17 protein-coding genes are annotated in these 18,787 nt (G+C 58.2%); 7 read left to right on the top strand and 10 right to left on the bottom strand.

Annotated features, from left to right (window positions below; all coding sequences use genetic code 11):
* Nucleotides 1-80: 80 nt before the first annotated feature.
* The 3 genes from ppk2 to QQM41_RS02980 all read right to left on the bottom strand — a co-directional run bounded on the left by ppk2 (nt 81) and on the right by QQM41_RS02980 (nt 2,962).
* Nucleotides 81-998, bottom strand: a complete 918-nt coding sequence (ppk2, locus tag QQM41_RS02990; protein ID WP_012812584.1) for a polyphosphate kinase 2 — start codon at nt 996-998, stop codon at nt 81-83.
* 55 nt (nt 999-1,053) lie between these two features.
* A complete protein-coding gene (locus tag QQM41_RS02985) occupies nt 1,054-2,667 on the bottom strand; it encodes an inorganic phosphate transporter (protein ID WP_003622408.1) in 1,614 nt (537 codons plus the stop codon).
* A gap of 70 nt (nt 2,668-2,737) precedes the next feature.
* On the bottom strand, nt 2,738-2,962 hold the full coding sequence (locus QQM41_RS02980) for a hypothetical protein (RefSeq protein WP_196332525.1): 225 nt from the start codon (nt 2,960-2,962) through the stop codon (nt 2,738-2,740).
* A gap of 238 nt (nt 2,963-3,200) precedes the next feature.
* On the opposite strand from QQM41_RS02980, the gene QQM41_RS02975 reads away from it, so the two are divergent.
* From QQM41_RS02975 to QQM41_RS02955, 5 genes are all read left to right on the top strand, one after another.
* The gene (locus QQM41_RS02975; protein ID WP_050819352.1) at nt 3,201-4,196 is read left to right on the top strand and encodes a thiamine pyrophosphate-dependent dehydrogenase E1 component subunit alpha; all 996 of its coding nucleotides are present in this window, start codon (nt 3,201-3,203) and stop codon (nt 4,194-4,196) included.
* A gap of 47 nt (nt 4,197-4,243) precedes the next feature.
* A complete protein-coding gene (locus QQM41_RS02970) occupies nt 4,244-5,272 on the top strand; it encodes an alpha-ketoacid dehydrogenase subunit beta (RefSeq protein WP_019089856.1) in 1,029 nt (342 codons plus the stop codon).
* Between the two features lie 3 nt (nt 5,273-5,275).
* Complete coding sequence (locus QQM41_RS02965) at nt 5,276-6,442, top strand: acetoin dehydrogenase dihydrolipoyllysine-residue acetyltransferase subunit (RefSeq protein ID WP_339077651.1); 1,167 nt, start codon at nt 5,276-5,278, stop codon at nt 6,440-6,442.
* 202 nt (nt 6,443-6,644) lie between these two features.
* A complete protein-coding gene (locus QQM41_RS02960) occupies nt 6,645-7,199 on the top strand; it encodes an Hsp20/alpha crystallin family protein (RefSeq protein WP_012812589.1) in 555 nt (184 codons plus the stop codon).
* A 29-nt stretch (nt 7,200-7,228) separates the two neighbouring features.
* A complete protein-coding gene (locus tag QQM41_RS02955; protein ID WP_012812590.1) occupies nt 7,229-7,420 on the top strand; it encodes a hypothetical protein in 192 nt (63 codons plus the stop codon).
* Between the two features lie 269 nt (nt 7,421-7,689).
* Here the strand turns inward: QQM41_RS02955 and QQM41_RS02950 are convergent, their stop codons facing one another.
* The 6 genes from QQM41_RS02950 to QQM41_RS02925 all read right to left on the bottom strand — a co-directional run bounded on the left by QQM41_RS02950 (nt 7,690) and on the right by QQM41_RS02925 (nt 14,978).
* Nucleotides 7,690-8,973, bottom strand: a complete 1,284-nt coding sequence (locus QQM41_RS02950; RefSeq protein WP_050819355.1) for an NAD(P)/FAD-dependent oxidoreductase — start codon at nt 8,971-8,973, stop codon at nt 7,690-7,692.
* 134 nt (nt 8,974-9,107) lie between these two features.
* Complete coding sequence (locus QQM41_RS02945) at nt 9,108-10,163, bottom strand: WD40 repeat domain-containing protein (protein ID WP_050819356.1); 1,056 nt, start codon at nt 10,161-10,163, stop codon at nt 9,108-9,110.
* On the bottom strand, nt 10,160-11,164 hold the full coding sequence (locus QQM41_RS02940; protein ID WP_339077650.1) for a GTP-binding protein: 1,005 nt from the start codon (nt 11,162-11,164) through the stop codon (nt 10,160-10,162). The genes QQM41_RS02945 and QQM41_RS02940 overlap by 4 nt, the downstream gene beginning before the upstream one ends.
* An 87-nt stretch (nt 11,165-11,251) precedes the next feature.
* Complete coding sequence (locus QQM41_RS02935) at nt 11,252-12,646, bottom strand: chloride channel protein (RefSeq protein ID WP_050820345.1); 1,395 nt, start codon at nt 12,644-12,646, stop codon at nt 11,252-11,254.
* Between the two features lie 123 nt (nt 12,647-12,769).
* Entirely contained in the window at nt 12,770-13,735 is a 966-nt protein-coding gene (locus QQM41_RS02930; RefSeq protein WP_339077649.1) for a cation diffusion facilitator family transporter, read from the bottom strand.
* Nucleotides 13,736-13,793: 58 nt separating this feature from the next.
* The gene (locus tag QQM41_RS02925) at nt 13,794-14,978 is read right to left on the bottom strand and encodes a cation diffusion facilitator family transporter (protein WP_339077648.1); all 1,185 of its coding nucleotides are present in this window, start codon (nt 14,976-14,978) and stop codon (nt 13,794-13,796) included.
* Between the two features lie 206 nt (nt 14,979-15,184).
* Here QQM41_RS02925 and QQM41_RS02920 point away from each other — a divergent pair, with 206 nt between their 5' ends.
* On the top strand, nt 15,185-16,843 hold the full coding sequence (locus QQM41_RS02920; RefSeq protein ID WP_339077647.1) for an NAD(P)/FAD-dependent oxidoreductase: 1,659 nt from the start codon (nt 15,185-15,187) through the stop codon (nt 16,841-16,843).
* 32 nt (nt 16,844-16,875) lie between these two features.
* Here QQM41_RS02920 and QQM41_RS02915 read toward each other — a convergent pair whose 3' ends face one another.
* Nucleotides 16,876-17,673 carry an alpha/beta fold hydrolase gene (locus QQM41_RS02915; protein WP_128104982.1) on the bottom strand — a complete coding sequence of 266 codons (798 nt, stop codon included), beginning with the start codon at nt 17,671-17,673 and terminating at the stop codon, nt 16,876-16,878.
* 249 nt (nt 17,674-17,922) lie between these two features.
* On the opposite strand from QQM41_RS02915, the gene QQM41_RS02910 reads away from it, so the two are divergent.
* On the top strand, nt 17,923-18,738 hold the full coding sequence (locus QQM41_RS02910) for a universal stress protein (RefSeq protein WP_050819362.1): 816 nt from the start codon (nt 17,923-17,925) through the stop codon (nt 18,736-18,738).
* Nucleotides 18,739-18,787: the final 49 nt, after the last annotated feature.

The raw sequence follows: 18,787 nt of genomic DNA, 5'->3' as shown, positions 1-18,787 counted from the left end.
TGTGAGAAATCCGCGTCGGAACATGTGAGTTCACGATTGCATAAAACCGTGAACTCACAACACGTTCCTACCCGCGCAGATTAGTAGATTTCGGGCACAATCATGGCGTCTGGTGTGGGCTGGCGTTCGTAATCAGCGTGATACACGCGCGGGGGCAGCACCACTTCTGGGCGGGGCACAGGTTTATACGGCACCAGAGAGAGCAGGTGGTTAATGCAGTTCAGGCGCGCGCGCTTTTTGTCCACGGCCTGCACAACCCACCACGGGGCTTCCTCAATGCTGGATTTTTCCAGCATGGTTTCCTTGGCCTTTGTGTAAGCTTCCCACCGGCGGCGGCTTTCAAGGTCCATGGGGCTGAGCTTCCACTGCTTCAGCCGGTCTTCCATACGGGCGCGGAAGCGGGCTTCCTGCTCATCATCGGTGATGGAGAACCAGTATTTCACCAGCTTGATGCCGCTGCGCACCAGCATGCGCTCAAACTCCGGCACAGAGCGGAAGAATTCTTCGTATTCTTCATCCGTGCAAAAGCCCATCACGTGTTCCACGCCGGCGCGGTTATACCAGCTGCGGTCAAACAGCACGATCTCACCCGCGGCAGGTAGATGCGCCACATAGCGCTGGAAATACCACTGCGTTTTTTCACGGTCTGTTGGGGCGGGCAGGGCGGCCACGCGGCAGATGCGGGGGTTCAGCCGCTGGGTAATGCGTTTGATCACGCCGCCCTTGCCTGCGGCATCGCGCCCTTCAAACAGCACCACAATGCGCTGGCCGGTGGCCTGCACCCAATCCTGCAACTTCACCAGTTCGGTTTGCAGGCGCACCAGTTCCCGAAAATACTCACGGCGGAAGGCATTTTCAGATTCAGAAATGCTGCCGTCCAGCCCGTCTTCCTGCAATTCCAGTTCTATTTCTTCGTCCAGGTCATCAATAATTTCCTGGCGCATCCGCTCACGTTCATGTTCTGCAGCGCGAAGAGTATCTGTTGCCTGATCTGTCATATCCAAGGCCCTCAAGCAAAGAGCGGGGCACTTTGGGGTGCCCCGCTCTGATTTATTAGAAGATGTGGCGGAAGATAAAGTAGAGCACGCCGCTGATCAGCATGGCGGCGGGCAGGGTTGTTACCCACGCCATGGCCATGGCGCGCAGGGTAGCCCATTGCAGGCCACCGCCACCGGCAACCATGGTGCCAGCCACACCGCTGGAAAGAATGTGCGTGGTGGAAACCGGCAGGCCATAGCGTTCTGCCAGGCCAATGGTGCCCATGGCCACCAGTTCTGCCGCAGCACCTTGTGCGTAGGTCAGATGGGTTTTGCCAATTTTTTCACCAACGGTTACCACAATACGCTTCCAGCCCACCATGGTGCCAAGGCCCAGAGCCAGCGCCACGGCAATTTTAACCCATGTGGGAATAAAGCGTGTGCCTGCGTTAAGCTGGCCCATAAACTTGCTTAGCTCGGCACTTTCATCACCCGTAAAGCCGGAAACCTTGCCCATGTTGCGCACGGCTTCTGCCACCAGATACATGTCTGTGCGCACGTTTGGCACAGCAGCAGCCGGAATGGCCTGCAGGGAATGATAGCTGCCAACAGACTGTGCAATATCATCAGACAGCACGCCAAGGGCGGAATAGATTTCCGGGCGGGCCACTGTTTTGGTGCGCAGCGCATCGGTTACCTGTGCGCGGGCTTCTTCTGCACTTGGCAGGCTTGGCGCGGCAGAGCCGTGCACTTCAAACACATGGGCGGCCTGCTGTGCTGTCTGCACAAAGGCGGGCATCATGTCATCTGGCATGGCGCGGTTAAGCGCATACGCCGTGGGGGCCGCACCAATAAGGATAAGCATGATAAGGCCCATGCCCTTCTGCCCATCGTTACTGCCGTGGAAGAAGGAAACACCCGTGCAGGTGCCCACCAGCAAACCACGGATCCACAGCGGCGGCGGGGCATCACCCTCTGGCGCGCGATACAGGGCCGCGTTGCGGATAACCAGACGCATCAGGATCAGCATGCCCGCTGCCAGCACAAAGCCGCAAACGGGGGAGAACAGCAGGGCGGAAAACACCTTGCGCACCTGAGACCAGTCCACCCCATACAGGGCGCTACCGGCAGGAGACATAAGCTGGTTGGCAAACCCAACACCCAGAATGGAACCCACCAGAGCGTGGGAGGAGCTGTTGGGAATACCAAAGGCCCAAGTGGCCAGGTTCCAGATAATGGCGGAAAGCAGCAGGGCAAAAATCATGGCATGGCCGGCACCGCTGCCAACCTGCAGGATAAGCTCTACCGGCAGAAGCGTGACAACACTATAAGCCACCGCCCCGGATGAAACCAGAACGCCGGCAAGGTTCCACATGCCAGACCACACAACCGCCACCAGCGGGGGCAGGCTGTTGGTGTAAATAACGGTGGCCACGGCGTTTGCCGTATCATGAAAGCCGTTTACAAATTCAAAGCCCAGCGCAATCAAAAGCGCCAGAGCCAGCAGTGCAAAGGCCCCAATGGCCATGCCGTTTTCACCAGCAGACCGCAGGTCTGCCAGAACACTATACCCTACAAAAACAAGGGCTGCCGTCACCACACCCATAAAGAACATGCGGAAGGCCTGATTGGTGCCTCCCTTCATGTTTGGGCGTGGTGCGGCAGCCGGACTCAGCAACGTGCCGGACATGGATTTTTCCTGACTGTCAATTTCACTCTATAGGGGAAAAGCAGACCTTTTCCCGTCCTGCTGTCAGGGGTCAGACGGCGTGGGCCGGCTTGCCGGCCACATGGGCCGCTGTAGCAGGGCGTGCACCTGCACACACCTTGCGGCGTGCGGTATGCGGCAGGGCTGCATACGGGTGCGGAGTGCCGTTACGTTCCCATACATATAGCAAAGTGGTGCGCCAGCGCTCACGCACGGCTTCGCGCCACTTGGGCTTATGTGCATCGGGCTGCATTGCAGTAACTGATTGAGCACACATTGTCTGCTTCTCCTCCAAACAGGATGAGCAGTCCTTTAGCCCCTTGCTGGCCCATTGTGCGTGACGCTTTCATGACAACCTCTGCGAACTGTTCGCAAAAGCGTGAGGCTAACTGCCTGAAAACATGTTATTATATTGAAATGGTAATATCACATATGCGTTAATAATATAGATTGGCCCCTATAGGCCGGAACGCCGCCTTTCCTCCCTACGTTGGCACCCGTGTAACGCTGTGCAGATGTATGGAAAGGTCAGGCAGAACATGTCGGTTCAGATTTCAAGAGAAGCCCTGCTGCGTGCGTATCGGAGCATGCGTACCATTCGCGTTTTTGAAGAACGCCTGCACGTGGAATTTGCCACAGGGGAAATTCCCGGCTTTGTGCACCTTTATTGCGGCGAGGAAGCCTCGGCCGTTGGGGTGTGCGCCAACCTTACAGATAACGATACCATTGCCAGCACCCACCGTGGCCACGGGCACTGCATTGCCAAGGGCGTGGAGGTGGGCGGCATGATGGCCGAAATTTATGGCCGCCATACCGGCGTGTGCCGGGGCAAGGGGGGCTCCATGCATATTGCGGATCTTTCCAAGGGCATGCTGGGGGCCAATGGCATTGTGGGCGGTGGTCCACCGCTTATTTGCGGGGCAGCACTTTCACACAAAACGCTCAAGGATAACGGTGTGGCCGTGGCGTTTTTTGGTGATGGAGCCTCTAACGAAGGCACCACGCTGGAAAGCATGAACCTTGCTTCCGTATGGCATCTGCCCGCCGTGTTTGTGGTGGAAGATAACGGATATGGCGAGGCCACAGGCGCAGCCTATGCCTGTGCTGGCACGCAAAAGGACAGGGCCGCCGGGTTTGGCCTGCCGTATTTCTCCTGCGAGGGAGATGACTTTTTTGAGGTGTATGAAACAGCCCGCGCCGCCATAGATCACGCACGCTCTGGCGAAGGGCCGGTGATGCTGCATGTGCATCTCAGCCGCTGGTATGGGCACTTTGAAGGCGATGCCATGAGCTACCGCAAGGCCGGAGAAGTGGCCGAGCAGAAGAAAGATCATGATTGCCTCAAAAAGTTTCGCGCCCGCGCGGTGGCGGAAAACCTGCTGCCCGAAGGCGATATGGATGAAATAGACGCCGCCGTGGCGGACGAGGTGGAAAGCGCGGTTGTAACCGCCAAGCAGGCACCGTGGCCGCAGGACAAAGACCTGATGGCCGATGTGTATGCGCGGTACTAACCCCTCCACCAGTTTTTCAGCCACACAGGCAAACGGGAACCAGAACAATGGGTAAGAAAAGTTTCAGACAGGCCATTAACGAAGCCCTGCGGCAGGAAATGCGGCGTGACCCACGGGTGATCCTGATGGGGGAAGACATTGCCGGGGGCCGTGGCGGCACCGCTGGCATTACAGATGCCTGGGGCGGCGTGCTGGGTGTAACCAAAGGGCTGTGGGAAGAGTTTGGAGATGACCGCGTGCTGGACACGCCTATTTCCGAGGCCTCCTACATTGGCGCAGCAGCAGGTGCGGCGGCCACCGGCCTGCGCCCCGTGGCCGAACTGATGTTTGTAGATTTTGTGGGCTGTTGTCTGGACCAGATCATGAATCAGGCGGCCAAGTTCCGCTACATGTTTGGCGGCAAGGCCACCACGCCGCTGGTTATCCGGGCCATGTATGGCGGCGGGTTTAGTGCGGCGGCCCAGCACAGCCAGGCGCTTTACCCGCTGTTTACGCATATTCCGGGGCTTAAGGTTGTTATCCCGTCATCACCGTATGAGGCCAAGGGCCTGCTGATAGAAGCCATCCGGGATGATGACCCCGTGATCTTCCTTGAAAACAAGGTGATGTATGATGATGAGGAAGATGTGCCCGATGAGGCCTACACCATTCCGTTTGGTGAAGCGAACGTAACGCGTGAAGGTGAAGATGTCACCATTGTGGCCATTGGCCGTATGGTTGGCATGGCCAACGCCGCAGCGGATGAGCTGGAAAAGCAGGGCATTGGCTGCACGGTCATAGACCCGCGCACCACATCCCCGTTGGATGAGGAAACCATTTTGGAATCCGTATCCGAAACCGGCCGCCTTGTGGTGGTGGATGAAGCCAGCCCGCGCTGTAACATGGCGTGCGATATTTCTGCCCTTGTGGCGGAAAAAGCGTTTTTCAGCCTCAAGGCACCTATCCGCCGCGTGGTGCCGCCGCATACGCCGGTGCCGTTTTCCACCCCGCTGGAAAAGCTGTACATGCCAGATGCAAATAAAATTGCCGCTGCGGTGCGCTCCATTACGTCCAGCCAGAAACAGAAGGTTGCATAAGCCATGTCCAACACCATTACAGCCCTCACCATGCCCAAGTTCGGTTTGGCCATGACAGAAGGCAAGCTGGCATCATGGACGGTGCCAGTTGGCCAGAGCGTGCAGCAGGGTGATGAACTGGCGGATATTGAAACCACCAAAATTACCAGCAGTTATGAAAGCCCCGCCGCAGGTGTGCTGCGCAAACAGGTGGCACAGGCGGGGGAAACCCTGCCCGTGGGCGCACTGATTGGCGTGCTGGCCGATGCTGAAACGCCAGATGTGGATATTGAAGCCTTTATCAAAAACTTTCATGCCGAAAACCCGCAGGATGCTGCCGCCACGCAGGATGCCAACGCCGGGGAACCCAAGCCGGTAACGGTGGGGGAACACACGCTGAATGTGCGTGATGTGGGCACGCATACGGGCACACCCATTGTGCTGGTGCACGGTTTTGGCGGAGATATCAGCAACTGGCTGCTCACGCAGGATGCCTTGGCTGCAGACAGGCGCGTGATTGCGTTTGACCTGCCGGGGCATGGGGCTTCCTCCAAAAACGTGGGCACAGGCACGCTGGCATTTTTGGCCGGTGTGGTAAGCGCCTTGCTGAAAACCCTTAAAATAGAAAAAGCCCATGTGGTGGGCCATTCTCTGGGCGGCGGCATTGCGCTGACCTTGCTGCGAGACCATCCTGATCAGGTTGCCAGCCTGAACCTTCTGGCCCCCGCCGGGTTGGGCAAGGATGTGAATTCAGATTTCATCAGCGCGTTTGTGGATAGTGAAAGCAGCCGCGATATGAAGGCTGTTTTGCAAATGCTGGTGTATAACAAGGCCCTTGTGGGCCGGAAGATGGTGGATGCCGTGCTGCGCGCCCGCAGGTTGGATGGCGCGCGAGATGCCCTGCACGTTATTGCCAAGGCGTGCTTCCCCAACGGGCATCAGGCGGATGATCTGCGCCCGGTCTTGGCCGGGGCGGAAACACCTACCCAGATTTTCTGGGGTAAGGAAGATGAAATTCTTTCCGTCTCCAACGCATCTGGTCTGCCAGATGTCATTCCCGTAACGGTGTATGAAGAAACAGGACATCTGCCGCAGCTTGAACGCGCAACAGATGTTAACAAAGCCATTGCCGTGTTTGTAAAAGACCCCGAAGCCGCGCTGAGCATGGCCCGGATGGACGCTACAGCCTAACCCGCCAAATCTCCCCAACACGCCCGATCATGCAGATGCCTTCTATACGTAAAGTGTAGAGGGCATCTGCATATTGTTTGTTAAAAACGCTGCATTGTTCTTTAGATATGGGAAGCGATGTTATGACATGCACGCATTTCCGGCACGCTGAATCAGGGCATGTAAAATTGATCTGGATCAAGGGAGAGGCGATCAGAAAGCGGTGATACTCCTAAGCGTGATCACAAGGGTGCCGCGTGCCGGGCCCTTGTGCCAGAACAAGGAGGATAAAATGACCAGTTACGTGAATACAGGCCGCTCCCCCGTTGTGCGCGTTCCTGTTGGCACTGTACGGGTGGCAGATCCGTTTTCTGTTCTGCAGCGGCAGATGAGCCGTTTGTTTGAAGATTTTAAAACACCAGAAGGGGCCGCAGCAGCCACAAGCCGCTTGGGCGCCACCGATATTACAGAAAACGCCAGTGCCTACGTGGTGGCCACGGAAGTGCCGGGCTGTTCTGAAAATGACATCAAGCTGGGCACAGCCAACGGGCTGCTGACCATTAGTGGCGAAAAGAAAAAGCCCGAACTGGAAGAAGGCACAAAGCACCACGTTGCAGGCCGCCAGTTTGCCGCTTTTGAAGATTCCTTTGCCATTCCCGAAGATGTGGACGTGGATAAAATTTCTGCCACCATCAAAAACGGTGTGCTGACAGTGACCATGCCCAAAAAAGCGGAAGCCAAACCGGCAGAACGCCAGATTGCCATTAAGGCAGGCTGAAAAAAACAGGCGGGGTGTTTAACCCCGCCATGAAAGATAGATTGATGAGCACGAAAAACAAAACGGTACAGATTGACAGCACCAAATACGAAATGCTGGGTGTTATCAATGATGGTGACAGCAAGGTGCGGCTGAAGGACAGCGCAGGCAAGGTGGAGGAAATGACAAGTGATTCCTTCATTACTCTGCTGAATGAAGGCAAGGCCAAGTATCTGGACTAATACAGATAGCCGGATAACGGGTTGTTGTTGGCAGGGTGTATAAAGGCCCGCATTGTGGGGTTTATCCAACACACAGAGCGGGCGCTTTAAAAATACAGGGGGCAGGCAGGATGCGGTGAACCTGCTTGGTCTGGCCCTTATACGGGTGGGCCGCCCCTGTGTGGCAGGTTTGTGTTATCAGGTTCCCGCACTGGCTGATGTTTCAAACAGGCCGGTGCGGGAATGCTTTTTTATAAACCGCGCGTTTATGGGCGGTGTTAAATTTTGGCTTAGTCCATCCGCACGGGTGGGCGCACAAAGCCATCCAGCCAATCTGTAAAGCAGGCAATCATGCCGCGGAATGGCCCGTACAGTTCAAACTGATGTTGCCGGTATAGCGCCATATGGCCAAGCCGTGCGCTAAGGCCGTGCATAAAGCCGCCGCCAAAGGTTTTGCCATCTGCAAAAGCGCCCCAGCCGTTGTAATCCCCCAAAGCCACAATGGCCCCACGGTTTTTGAACTTAAAGGCGGGCACAGGCTTTTTGTTAAAGATAAAGCCCGGCAGATAGCGTGCCAGATGGTGCGCCTGCTGGCGGGCCACCTGTGCGGTGGGGGCAAGCGGGCTATCGCTAATAAAGGCGCAATCTCCCACAGCAAAAATGCTGTCATCCAGCGTGGTCTGCAAATTGGGGCGCACCAAAAACTGGCCACCACGCCCACATTCCAGACCATCCATCTGGCGGGTTACATCCGGGGCTTTTACGCCTGCTGCCCAAACGCGAAACTGTGCATCCACGCGTGAGCCATCTTTAAGCATAAAGCCGTGCTCATCCGCACCGCTCACCATTGTGCTGGTGAGCACCTTGATCTTGAGCGCTTCAAGCTGCTTTTGCGCGGCGGCAGATACGTTTTCGGGGAAGGCAGGCAGAATACGCGGCCCGGCTTCCAGCAAGGTGACGCGCATTTCCGGCGTAACAGGCGTGAAGTTGTAAAGGGAGCCAATATCCAGCGCCTTGTGCAGTTCCGCCGCAAGCTGCACGCCCGTGGCGCCACCCCCCACAATGGCAATATCCAGCGGAGAGCCCCGGCCATAGGCCTGAATAACCGCATGGCGGAAGCGTTCGTTAAAGTTATTGGCTTCTACAATGTTGTCCAGGAAGATGCAGTTTTCCACCACGCCCGGCGTGCCAAAATCGTTCGCGCGGCTGCCAATGGCAAAAATCAGCACATCGTAATCCAGATACCGCTCATCCAGCAGCACCTCGTGGTCTTCTTCTTCCAGCGGGGCCAGCTTCAGGCGCTTGGCGGCGCGGTCTATCCCGGCAATTTCACCATAGCAAAAGCGGAACCCATGCGCCGCAGCGTGGGAGATAAAGGTGATGCGGTCATTCTCGTTTTTGGCCGTGCCCGCGGCAAAGCAGTGCAACATGGGCTTCCACACATGGCTGAAGCCCTTGTCCACCAACGTAATATCCAACTTGCCGGAGCGCCCAAGGCTGTTGCCCAGCCGCGTTGCAATGGCCATGCCTGCAACACCGCCGCCAACAATAACCACCCGAAACCGATCACTCATCCCACAATATCCCCCTTGCTCCGCACCATGCGGTGCGGAGGAGTGCCGTGCAATCCACTACTTGTTGATCTCACGCACCCGTTTATTGTGTTCTACCGTGGTACGCGCAGTTTTGATGACCGAAGCCGGCGTAATCAGGAAGCGGCTAAATCCACCACACCAATTACACCTTCCTCGGTGCCAAAACCCAGCGTGCAGCCATCCGGGCTATAGGCCAGCGCCGTAATGGCCCCCGCCTTGCCCAGTGATACGGGCAGAACCCGCTGGGTAGATGGTTCCATCATTACAACGGTACCATCAGCAAAGCCAGCGGCCACAACCTCCTGCTCTGGATGAAAAGCCACGCGGGTGCACAGCGCACCGCCTGCGCCCGGCAGTTCCATGGGCGGTTTGCCCATGGGCCCCCCCCCAAAGAACGGCCACATCACAACGATGTCAGCCCCACTGGTGGCCAGCCATTTGCCGTTTTTGGAAAAGGAGAGCGAGCGCACTTTGGTGGGGTAGCCGCTCATGCGCATGTTGTGGCCATCGGCCAGCCGCCAGCCGTGCAGGTCATTATCCTGCATGGCGGTAACTACGGCATCACCCGCCGGGTGCATGGCAATATCAAGGTGGCTGCCTTTCCATTCCAGTTGGCGGGGCTTGCCATCCTTGGATTGGGTGAACCACACAGAAACACCATTGTAGTGCGAAACCGCAATGCGCTTGCCTTTGGGGTCAAACGCAATGCCGCCCACGGTGGTGGGGTGTTCCAGCGTGCGGGTTACGGTGCGGCCCGTGGCATCGCGCAGCTCCACATTCTTGCCAGCGGCGGCGGCAATTACGGCAGATTTGGCATCCACATAGGTGGCAATGTGCTCCACCCAGCGGCGGCCCTTGCCCAGTTCCTCAATCTCGCCCGATGGATCAAGCCGGCACAGGCGGCCATCATCACCGCCCGTTAAAAAGCAATCGGGCAGCGTATCGGCAGAAAGGGAGAGCGCAGGGCCATCATGCACGGCATAGGTGTTCCATGCCTCTGGCGTAAGCTGGTCTTCACGGTGCACCACCACCACATCACCTTCACCGGTGGTAAAGGCAAAGCGGCTGTTATCCCGCGTGGCGGTGCAGGCGGTAATTTCACCTTCCACCTTGATGTGCGCACCGCGTTTTTCAATAAGGCCGCGCAGGGTCTGTGTTTCGGTGCTCATGCGGCAATGCAGCTTTCAAGCCCGCGGCGCAGCTGGGGCCGGTTGAGGTTGCGACCAATGAACACAAGGCGGCTTTCACGCGGTTCATCTTTCTTCCACGGGCCGATGTTGTCTCCATCCGCCATCATGTGCACGGCCTGAAAGGCAAAGCGGTCGGGCTGGCCTGCAAAGTCCAGAATGCCCTTGGTGCGCAGGATATCGCCGCCTTTTTCCTGCAACAATGCGCCAATCCATGCCTGAAAGCGCCCGGCATCCAGCGGCTGCTTGACGGTAAGGGAAACGCTGGTGATATCCCCTTCATGGTGGTGTTCTGGCGTGTGTTCCAGAAAATCCGGGGTGTTTTCCAAAACGCGTTCCAGATCAAACCCGCCACGGTCCATCACGTCTGTCAGCTTCACGTTGCCTTTTTTGGCGGGGTAGATGGGCGCTACGGCGTTGATCTTGCGGATGGCATCTTCCACCGTTTTCAGCTCGGTGGCATCTACAAGGTCTGTCTTGTTCAGGATAATTACATCCGCAAAGGCAACCTGTTCGTGCGCTTCGGGGCTGTCCTTTAGTGTGCTTAGGAAGTTGCTGGCATCCACCACCGTTACCACGGCATCCAGCTTGGTTTTTGCGCGCACATCTTCATCGGCAAAAAAGGTCTGGGCCACGGGGGCTGGGTCTGCCAGACCGGTGGTTTCTACAATAATGCCATCAAACTTGCCGCGGCGCTTGAGCAGCCCGTTCAAAATACGGATCAGATCTCCGCGCACGGTGCAGCAGATGCAGCCATTGTTCATTTCGAACACTTCTTCATCTGCATCCACAACCAGATCGTTATCCACGCCCAGTTCGCCAAACTCGTTAATCACCACGGCGTATTTGCGCCCGTGCTCGGCTGTTAGAATGTGGTTGAGCAGCGTGGTTTTGCCCGCGCCTAAAAAGCCGGTCAGCACGGTAACCGGTACGCGGGTATCGGGCGCGGCTGCGTTTTCAGGCGCTGAAGATGCGTCGGACATCGGGAATGAACCTTTCCAGTACAAACAACTGTTACAACATATAGGGTGCTAGAGCGCTCTAGGCCAGAACCCAGGCCCACAGGCGCATCAGCTCTGCTTTGAGGATGAGGCGCGGCGTGCGGTATCTGTGGCTGTTACCACGGATGCGCTGCTTTGTTTGGGGGCGGTGGTGCGCACAAAACGCACGGCCAGCGCGCCATACAAAGCGTGGCTGCACAGGGTGCGGGATACACCAAAGGCCAAAAAGGCGCTGGCCAGCAGGGCAAGGGTGATCTGCTGGTTATCGCACATTTCCATCACAATCACCGTGGCGGTGAGGGGAGACTGCGTAACGGCGGCAAAATAGGCCACGGTGCCCAGCAGCACCACGGCCCCCGGTGCGGTATGGGGCAAAAATTGTGCCACCCAGCCGCCCATGCCTGCCCCAACGGAAAGCGAGGGCGCAAACAGCCCGCCGGGAATGCCTGAACAGTAGGATACAATGGTGGCCAGCAGTTTCAGCACAAAAAACGAGGCCGGATACTGGTCTGATCCCATAATGATGTCACGCGCCTGCACATAGCCTGTGCCGTATGTCATGCCGCCAGAAATCAGCCCGATAAGGGCCAGCACCAGCCCGCACAGGGCTGCGAACGCCACCGGGTGGCGTGTAATGAATGTGCCAAAAGCCCCCGAAATACCGCGAGACATGCGCACCAGAAGGGCAGAAAACCCGCCCCCGCACAGCCCGCCCATAATGCCGCAGGCCAGCACCGCCAGCCAGCTTGTGCCCACTGGCACGGAAGAATAAGTGTGCCCGAAATAGGTATAGTTGCCCACAAGGGCAATGGCCGTAACACCGGAGATGACCACACATGTCAGCATGGTGCCGCTGGTGCGTTGTTCGAAGGAATGGGCCAGTTCCTCAATACCAAACACAATGCCAGCCAGCGGGGTGTTAAAGGCGGCGGCCACACCTGCAGCCCCACCGGCCTTGATAAGCGCACGTTGGCGGGTCAGGTCTGTAATGCCCATGTAATGCCCCACCGTGTGCATGATGGAAGCCCCCACCTGCACGGTTGGCCCTTCGCGGCCAATGGAAGCGCCAGAAAGCAGGCCAAGGCACGTCAGCAGGATTTTGGCTAGTGCAATGCGCAGGGCCAGCACTTTATCTACAATGGCAATGTTGTTGAGGTGCATGCACGCAATGGCTTGCGGAATACCGCTGCCCTGTGCGCCCCTAAACCATGTGCGCGTCAGCCACGTAGAAAGTGCCAAACCGCCGGGGGTTACCAGCAGCATCAGCAACGGGCTTATTTTTAAAATGTGGTCACGCACATGGGCGGCGGCATCGGCCAGCGTGGCAAAGCCCACGGCCACCACACCCACCATAATGGCGCCAGACCAGTAAATAAATTTTCTGCGCCAGTTTACGGTGCCCGCTTTGGCATGTTCTCGCAAATGACGAAGGGATTCAGTCGTGGGGAACACGCTGGCGGGCATGGGCGGCATCCGTAAAGGCATAAGGGCAGGAAAAAAGGATGCAGCCGAGTGTAGCATTTCATGCACAACATGAAAGAGGCGATGTTCTTTATTGCCGAATATTTATGGCAAGTGCTGCTTTTATTATGCGTGGGCCCCAGTATCGGGCAGCGCATCGGGGGCGGGGCAGGCTTCTGCCGGGCCTTTCCAGAACACAATGCCCTCGCGCTTGGCGTGCGTGTCTGGCTCAACATGAATATGCACCAGCGTGCTGCCCATGCTGGCGCGCAGGGCGGCCTCTATGCGGTCACAGATATCATGCGCGGTGTTGACGCTCATGGTGCCGGGCACAACCAGATGGAACTCCAAAAACGTAACCGCCCCCACAATGCGGGTGCGGATATCGTGCGCCTCAATCGCCCCTTTGCCGTTGGCGGCAATAATGGCGCGAATTTCATCCATTGTTTCGGGTTCGGGGGCTTCATCCATCAGCCCGGCAACAGATTCGCGCATGACTTCCCAGCCCACGCGCAGCACGTTTATGGACAAAAGCCCTGCCAGAATGGCATCTAGCCGCACCCAGCCGGTGAGCGGAATAAGCGTAACACCCACCACAAGGGCAACGCCTGTCCATACATCGGAAAGCACATGCTGCCCGCCGGCCACCAGTGCGGGGGAGCGGCGCTTTTGCCCCACCCGCAGCATGATAAGCCCCCATGCCAGATTAACCACGGTGGCCAATGCGTTTAGCCCCAGCCCAAGCCACGGGGCCTTGGGTGGGTTGGGGTGCAGCCAGCCATGCACGGCTTCATCCCCAATAACAAAGGCTGTCACCACCACCAGCGCGCCCTCTGCCACGGCAGAAAGATATTCCGCCTTGTGGTGGCCGTAGGGGTGGTTGGTATCTGCGGGCAGTTCAGCCACGCTCAGCGCCCACAGCCCTCCGGCGGCGGCCACCACGTTAATGATGGTTTCTAGCGCATCGGCATACAGGGCAATGCTGCCGCTGGTGGCATAGGCGGCGTATTTGAGCCCCAGTGCAACAAAGCTGACACCAAGGCTGACAACAGCAATCCCGCGATTGCTGGAGGGAAGGGGAAGTTCTGGCACGTAAAAAAACTCTGGCTGGCGTGGCGGCGTAATCTGCGCGGGGGCGTGGGCAGGCGTATCAGACAGTATGCGGGTCTGTTAAGGCGCAGGAGGGGGCGTAATCTGCGGCTTCTATCTGCAAGGTGGGGTGCACAATGCCAAAGCGTTCACGCAGGGCGGCGGCGGCTTTTTCCAGCAGCGCGGTATCATTGTCTGCTGCGGGGGCAGAGGTGCGCACCAGATGCACCGTTAGCGCGGTTTCCGTGGTGCTGATGGGCCAGATGTGCAGATCATGCAAATCCGCCACACCGGGCAGCGTGCGCAAAAAGTCTTCCACGGCCCCGGCATCTACGGTGCGGGGCACGGCATCCAGAGCCATATCCAACGAATCTCGCAACAAGGACCACGTGCTGGCCACCACCACAACGGAAATGGCAAGGCTTATGGCGGGGTCTATCCAGTTCAGGCCCGTTAGCAACACCAGCCCGCCCGCTATCACCACGGCAAGGGAAGTTACGGCATCTGCCATAAGGTGCATGAAGGCCGCGCGAATGTTGAGGTCTCCCTTCTGCCCAGATGCAAAAAGCAGGGCTGTGGCGCCGTTCACCACAATGCCAAGGGCGGCCACAATCATCATGGTTTTGCCAGCCACGGGGGCGGGGTCAAACAGCCGGGTTATGGCCTCCCACGCCACACCACCGGTTACCAACATAAGCACCAGCGCGTTGGCCAGCGCCGCCAGAATGGAAGACCGGCGCAACCCATACGTAAACCGCAAAGAGGGCGAGCGTTGGGAAAGATGCTGGGCCATCCATGCCGCGGCCAGCGCCAGCACATCGGAAAGATTGTGCCCCGCATCGGCCAGCAGTGCCAGCGAGTGTGAGAAAAAGCCCCACAGCGCCTCTGCCACCAGATAAAGGCTGTTGGCCGCAATACCTATGGCAAACGCCTTGCCGAAGGAGGAAGGGGTATGCACATGGGCGTGCCCAAAACCGTGGCTGTGCCCGCAGCTTCCGCCGCCTGCATGATCGTGCCCGGTGTGATCATCACCATGCGCATCATGGGCGTGGTCATGATCTTCCGCGCTGCACGCATGCGTATGGGTGTGGGCATCTGCTGCGTGATCATGCCCTGCGGTGCAGGATTCTTCTGCATGGTTGTGCCCGTCTGTCTGGCCCGGTGTGTGGTGCGCATGACCACAGGCGGAACCCGCAGGCTGGGAAGGTGGCGTATGATCGTGCGGCGAAGGCATGGAAAAGCACATTCCTGAATGAATGGGACACGAATGGCCGGGGTGGGTGCAAGCTAACAGGACCAACCCGGTCTGTCTTATTTATGTCTGCTAAGAAAGGCATGGAAGGGCAACATCTTTTTTGTGACCCACCAAGCCAATATTGCGCCACACGGCGGAGCGGCCTAGGGAAAGAGCAGATTTTTTTCACGGCTGCTTGAAAGGTAAGGGCACAGCGCATGCTCCGACTGACCGAATTACGGCTTCCGCTCGACCATTCGCCACAGGCACTGGCACAGGCCATTTGTGAGCGGCTGAACATCAGCGCAGATGCGCTGGAGCATTACAGCGTGTTCAAACGCGGGCACGATGCCCGCAAGCGCGTGGCCATCAAGCTGGTATATGCCGTGGATTGCACCGTGAAGGATGAGGCCGCCGTGCTGGCGCGTTATCGTGCAGCCCACCCCAAGGATAACCACGTGCAGCCTTCCCCCAACATGGAGTGGGTGCCCCCCATTACCAACGGGGCGGAATTGGCTGCAAAGCCCGGATACAAACGCCCTATTGTTATAGGCGCCGGGCCGTGCGGGTTTATGGCGGCCCTTGTGCTGGCCCGCATGGGCCTGCGCCCGCTGCTGCTGGAACGTGGCAAGGTGGTGCGTGAGCGCACGGTGGATACGTTTGCCCTGTGGCGCCGCTCTGAACTGACGCCAGAAAGCAACGTGCAGTTTGGTGAGGGCGGGGCCGGAACGTTTTCTGACGGCAAGCTATTCAGTCAGGTGAAGGACCCGCGCTTTTTGGGCCGCAAGGTGCTGGAGGAGTTTGTAAAGGCTGGCGCGCCGGAGGATATTCTGTATCTGGCCCATCCGCATATTGGCACGTTCCGCCTTGTTTCCATGGTGGAGCACATCCGGCGTGAGGTAGAGGAAGCTGGCGGGGAATACCGTTTTCAAACCCGTGTGGATGGGTTGGTGCTCAACCCGCAAACCCGTGCGGTAGAGGGTGTGCGCACGGCTGATGGGGAGGTTATAGACTCCGACCACGTTATTCTGGCCGTGGGCCACAGTGCGCGTGATACGTTTGCCATGTTGCAGGCCGAAGATGTGGCCATGCAGGCCAAGCCGTTTTCCATTGGGGTGCGCATAGAGCACCCGCAATCCGTTATAGACGTGGCGCAGTTTGGCCCCAGCGCGGGTAACGAACTGCTGGGAGCTGCGGAATATCGGCTGGTGCACCATGCCAGCAACGGGCGGGGCGTGTATTCCTTTTGCATGTGCCCCGGCGGCACCGTGGTGGCGGCAACATCGGAAGAAGGGCAGGTGGTCACCAACGGCATGAGCCAGTATTCCCGCGCCGAGCGCAACGCCAATTCCGGCATTGTGGTGGAACTGCGCCCCGGTGTGGATTACCCAGAAGACCCGCTGGCAGGCATGGCCTTCCAACGTAAGTGGGAGCGCAAGGCGTTTGAGGCTGGTGGTGGAGATTACCGCGCCCCCGCCCAACGTGTGGGAGATTTTCTGGCAGGCCGCCCTTCCACCACGTTGGGGGATGTGGTGCCCTCTTACAAACCGGGCGTTACCCCAACCGATCTTTCAACATGCCTGCCGGATTTTGTGGTGGAAGCCCTACGTGAGGCCCTGCCAAAGTTTGACCGCAAGATCCGGGGTTTTGCCATGGAAGATGCGGTGATGACGGGGGTTGAAACCCGTACGTCCTCACCCCTGCGTATTCCGCGGAATGAGGCCGGGCAGTCCATCAACACGCCGGGCCTGTATCCGGCGGGTGAAGGGGCCGGTTATGCGGGCGGCATTCTTTCTGCCTCCATGGATGGCATTCGTATTGCCGAGGCCGTGGCGCTGGATATGGCAGGCAAGCCCGTTACACTGCCGCCACGCTAATAAAAGTGGCGGCATAGCGCGTTTTTGTGCCCTCAGGCGGGGGTGGCGTTTTCTGTCTGGGTGGCAAATTCTTCCACCAGTTCCATAAACCGGCGCGGGGCATCTGCATGCACCCAGTGGCCTGCGCCGTTAATGGTTTCCAGCCGATAATGCGGGAACAGATGGCGCATTTGCGGGTAATTGGTGGGCTGAATATAGGGTGATGTTTCCCCCCTTATAAACAGCGTGGGGCCGCTATACTGCGCGCTGGCGGGCAGTGTGGGCCAGCCCATCATGGCGGGCATGCCGGCCAGAATATCGTGCATGCCAATGGCCCAGCCGGGGTTATCCCCCATGCGGATGTTCTGGATCATCAACTGCCGCACGGCATCATTGGCAATAAGCGGGCGCAATAGCTCATCTGCGCTGCGCAGGTCCAGATGTGGGGGGAAGGCCAGCTTATCCAGCCCCGGTGGCAGGTCCATGCGGGCAAAGCCGCCCTGGCCGGGGGCAATATCCACCACCAGCAGGCTTTGCACCGCCTGAGGGTGTATGAGTGAGAGCATCATGGCGGTTTTGCCACCCATGGAATGGCCCAGCACCATGGCTTTTTGCATGCCGTAATGGTGCATGGTTTCCAGCACATCTTCCGCCATGGCGGGGTAGCTCATGGGGCCGTGGGGGCTGTTGCCGTGGTTGCGTAAATCCATTGCCAGCGTCTGGCGGGTGGCGGCCAGCTTACGTTGCACAAAACCCAGATTGCGCGCGCGGCCAAACAGCCCGTGCAACAGCACAACCGGCGGCAGGGTAGAGGGGGCATCGGGGCCGCGTTCAATCACGTTCAGCAACACGGTGGCCGTATCCTTTTCTTGCGTAAGGGCGGGTGTAATTCTTGCGGTTGTGCCGCGCTTTGCCCCGAAATGCGAGAGGGGGCGGCATGTTTTTTCTTCACCTTCCAGAGAGAGGGCAGGCGTGGCACAGTTGGGGGGATGGGCAACCCTTCAGCCGGCAGGCACGTTTGGTGCGGATGCTTTCTGGCGCTGGCCCACCATAGGTGTGCGTGGTGACACGCCACAGATAAGAAAGGGAGAGCGCAGGCAATGCAGAGATGTCTTGTTATTCTCAGCCAGCAGGATCAGGCAGAAGTGCTGCTTAACATGGCCGCACAGTTTCTGGCCCGCGTAAATGGCAACCGCATGGATGTTCTGGCCGCGCGGGAGCCCCCCACGCAGGTGCTGGGCAATATGGGCCTGACAGATGAAAGTGCCGCCGTGCTGCGTGAAAACCAGCGTGAATGGGCAGATAGCCTGCACGCTATTTTCCATCGCTGGCTGGCGGAGGAATATGGTTCTGGCGCAGAACGGCTGAACAAGGTGGAAGTAAACTGGCTGGACCCCGAAATTACGGTGGACAGAATTATCAGCGGTTATGGCAAGGATGCTGATCTGCTGATCATGAGCTTTCCCGATAGCCGGGATAGTGACCAGAAAAAACTGGCCACCCGATCAGCCATTTTTCAGACAGGCCGCCCCGTTCTGTTTGTGCCGCCATTTTGGGACCGCCCAAGTGGAGACCATATTCTGATGGCATGGAAGGATACAGATGGCTGCCGCAAGGCGTTTGCCTCTGCCCGTGTGCTGCTGGCGCAGGCCAAACAGGTGGATGTGCTGCAAACGCCAGATTCCCCCATGCCCATGGATATCCTGCCCGGCATTACGCCCGAACGGGTGGAGCTAAAACCAAGTGATGATGCCAGCAAGGCCGCCCAATCCATTCTGGATGAGGTAGATGCCCGGCGGGCCGATTTGCTGGTGATAGGCGGGTATCAGCACAACATGCTGTATAACCGGCTTATGGGCAGTGCGACGGATTACATTCTGGCCCACCCGGATGTGCCGGTCTTTTTGCAGCACTAACGCGCATACAAGGGGGCGTATTGTGTAGGAATACGGCCTCCCCTTTGCT

It is taken from the genome of Acetobacter sp. AC2005 (assembly GCF_037901235.1).
Taxonomy (GTDB): domain Bacteria; phylum Pseudomonadota; class Alphaproteobacteria; order Acetobacterales; family Acetobacteraceae; genus Acetobacter; species Acetobacter oryzoeni.
Note: the sequence above shows the minus strand (reverse complement) of the source record. Positions and strands in the feature narration are given on the sequence as shown.

Bases quoted from the DNA above. Each gene is read 5' to 3' on its own strand.
- QQM41_RS02975 (WP_050819352.1), top strand. From the start codon at position 3,201: ATGTATGGAAAGGTCAGGCAGAACATGTCGGTTCAGATTTCAAGAGAA.
- QQM41_RS02945 (WP_050819356.1), bottom strand. From the start codon at position 10,163: ATGAGCACCGAAACACAGACCCTGCGCGGCCTTATTGAAAAACGCGGT.
- QQM41_RS02910 (WP_050819362.1), top strand. From the start codon at position 17,923: ATGCAGAGATGTCTTGTTATTCTCAGCCAGCAGGATCAGGCAGAAGTG.
- ppk2 (WP_012812584.1), bottom strand. From the start codon at position 998: ATGACAGATCAGGCAACAGATACTCTTCGCGCTGCAGAACATGAACGT.
- QQM41_RS02950 (WP_050819355.1), bottom strand. From the start codon at position 8,973: ATGAGTGATCGGTTTCGGGTGGTTATTGTTGGCGGCGGTGTTGCAGGC.
- QQM41_RS02980 (WP_196332525.1), bottom strand. From the start codon at position 2,962: ATGTGTGCTCAATCAGTTACTGCAATGCAGCCCGATGCACATAAGCCC.
- QQM41_RS02935 (WP_050820345.1), bottom strand. From the start codon at position 12,646: ATGCCCGCCAGCGTGTTCCCCACGACTGAATCCCTTCGTCATTTGCGA.
- QQM41_RS02920 (WP_339077647.1), top strand. From the start codon at position 15,185: ATGCTCCGACTGACCGAATTACGGCTTCCGCTCGACCATTCGCCACAG.
- QQM41_RS02940 (WP_339077650.1), bottom strand. From the start codon at position 11,164: ATGTCCGACGCATCTTCAGCGCCTGAAAACGCAGCCGCGCCCGATACC.
- QQM41_RS02985 (WP_003622408.1), bottom strand. From the start codon at position 2,667: ATGTCCGGCACGTTGCTGAGTCCGGCTGCCGCACCACGCCCAAACATG.
- QQM41_RS02965 (WP_339077651.1), top strand. From the start codon at position 5,276: ATGTCCAACACCATTACAGCCCTCACCATGCCCAAGTTCGGTTTGGCC.
- QQM41_RS02925 (WP_339077648.1), bottom strand. From the start codon at position 14,978: ATGTGCTTTTCCATGCCTTCGCCGCACGATCATACGCCACCTTCCCAG.
- QQM41_RS02955 (WP_012812590.1), top strand. From the start codon at position 7,229: ATGAAAGATAGATTGATGAGCACGAAAAACAAAACGGTACAGATTGAC.
- QQM41_RS02970 (WP_019089856.1), top strand. From the start codon at position 4,244: ATGGGTAAGAAAAGTTTCAGACAGGCCATTAACGAAGCCCTGCGGCAG.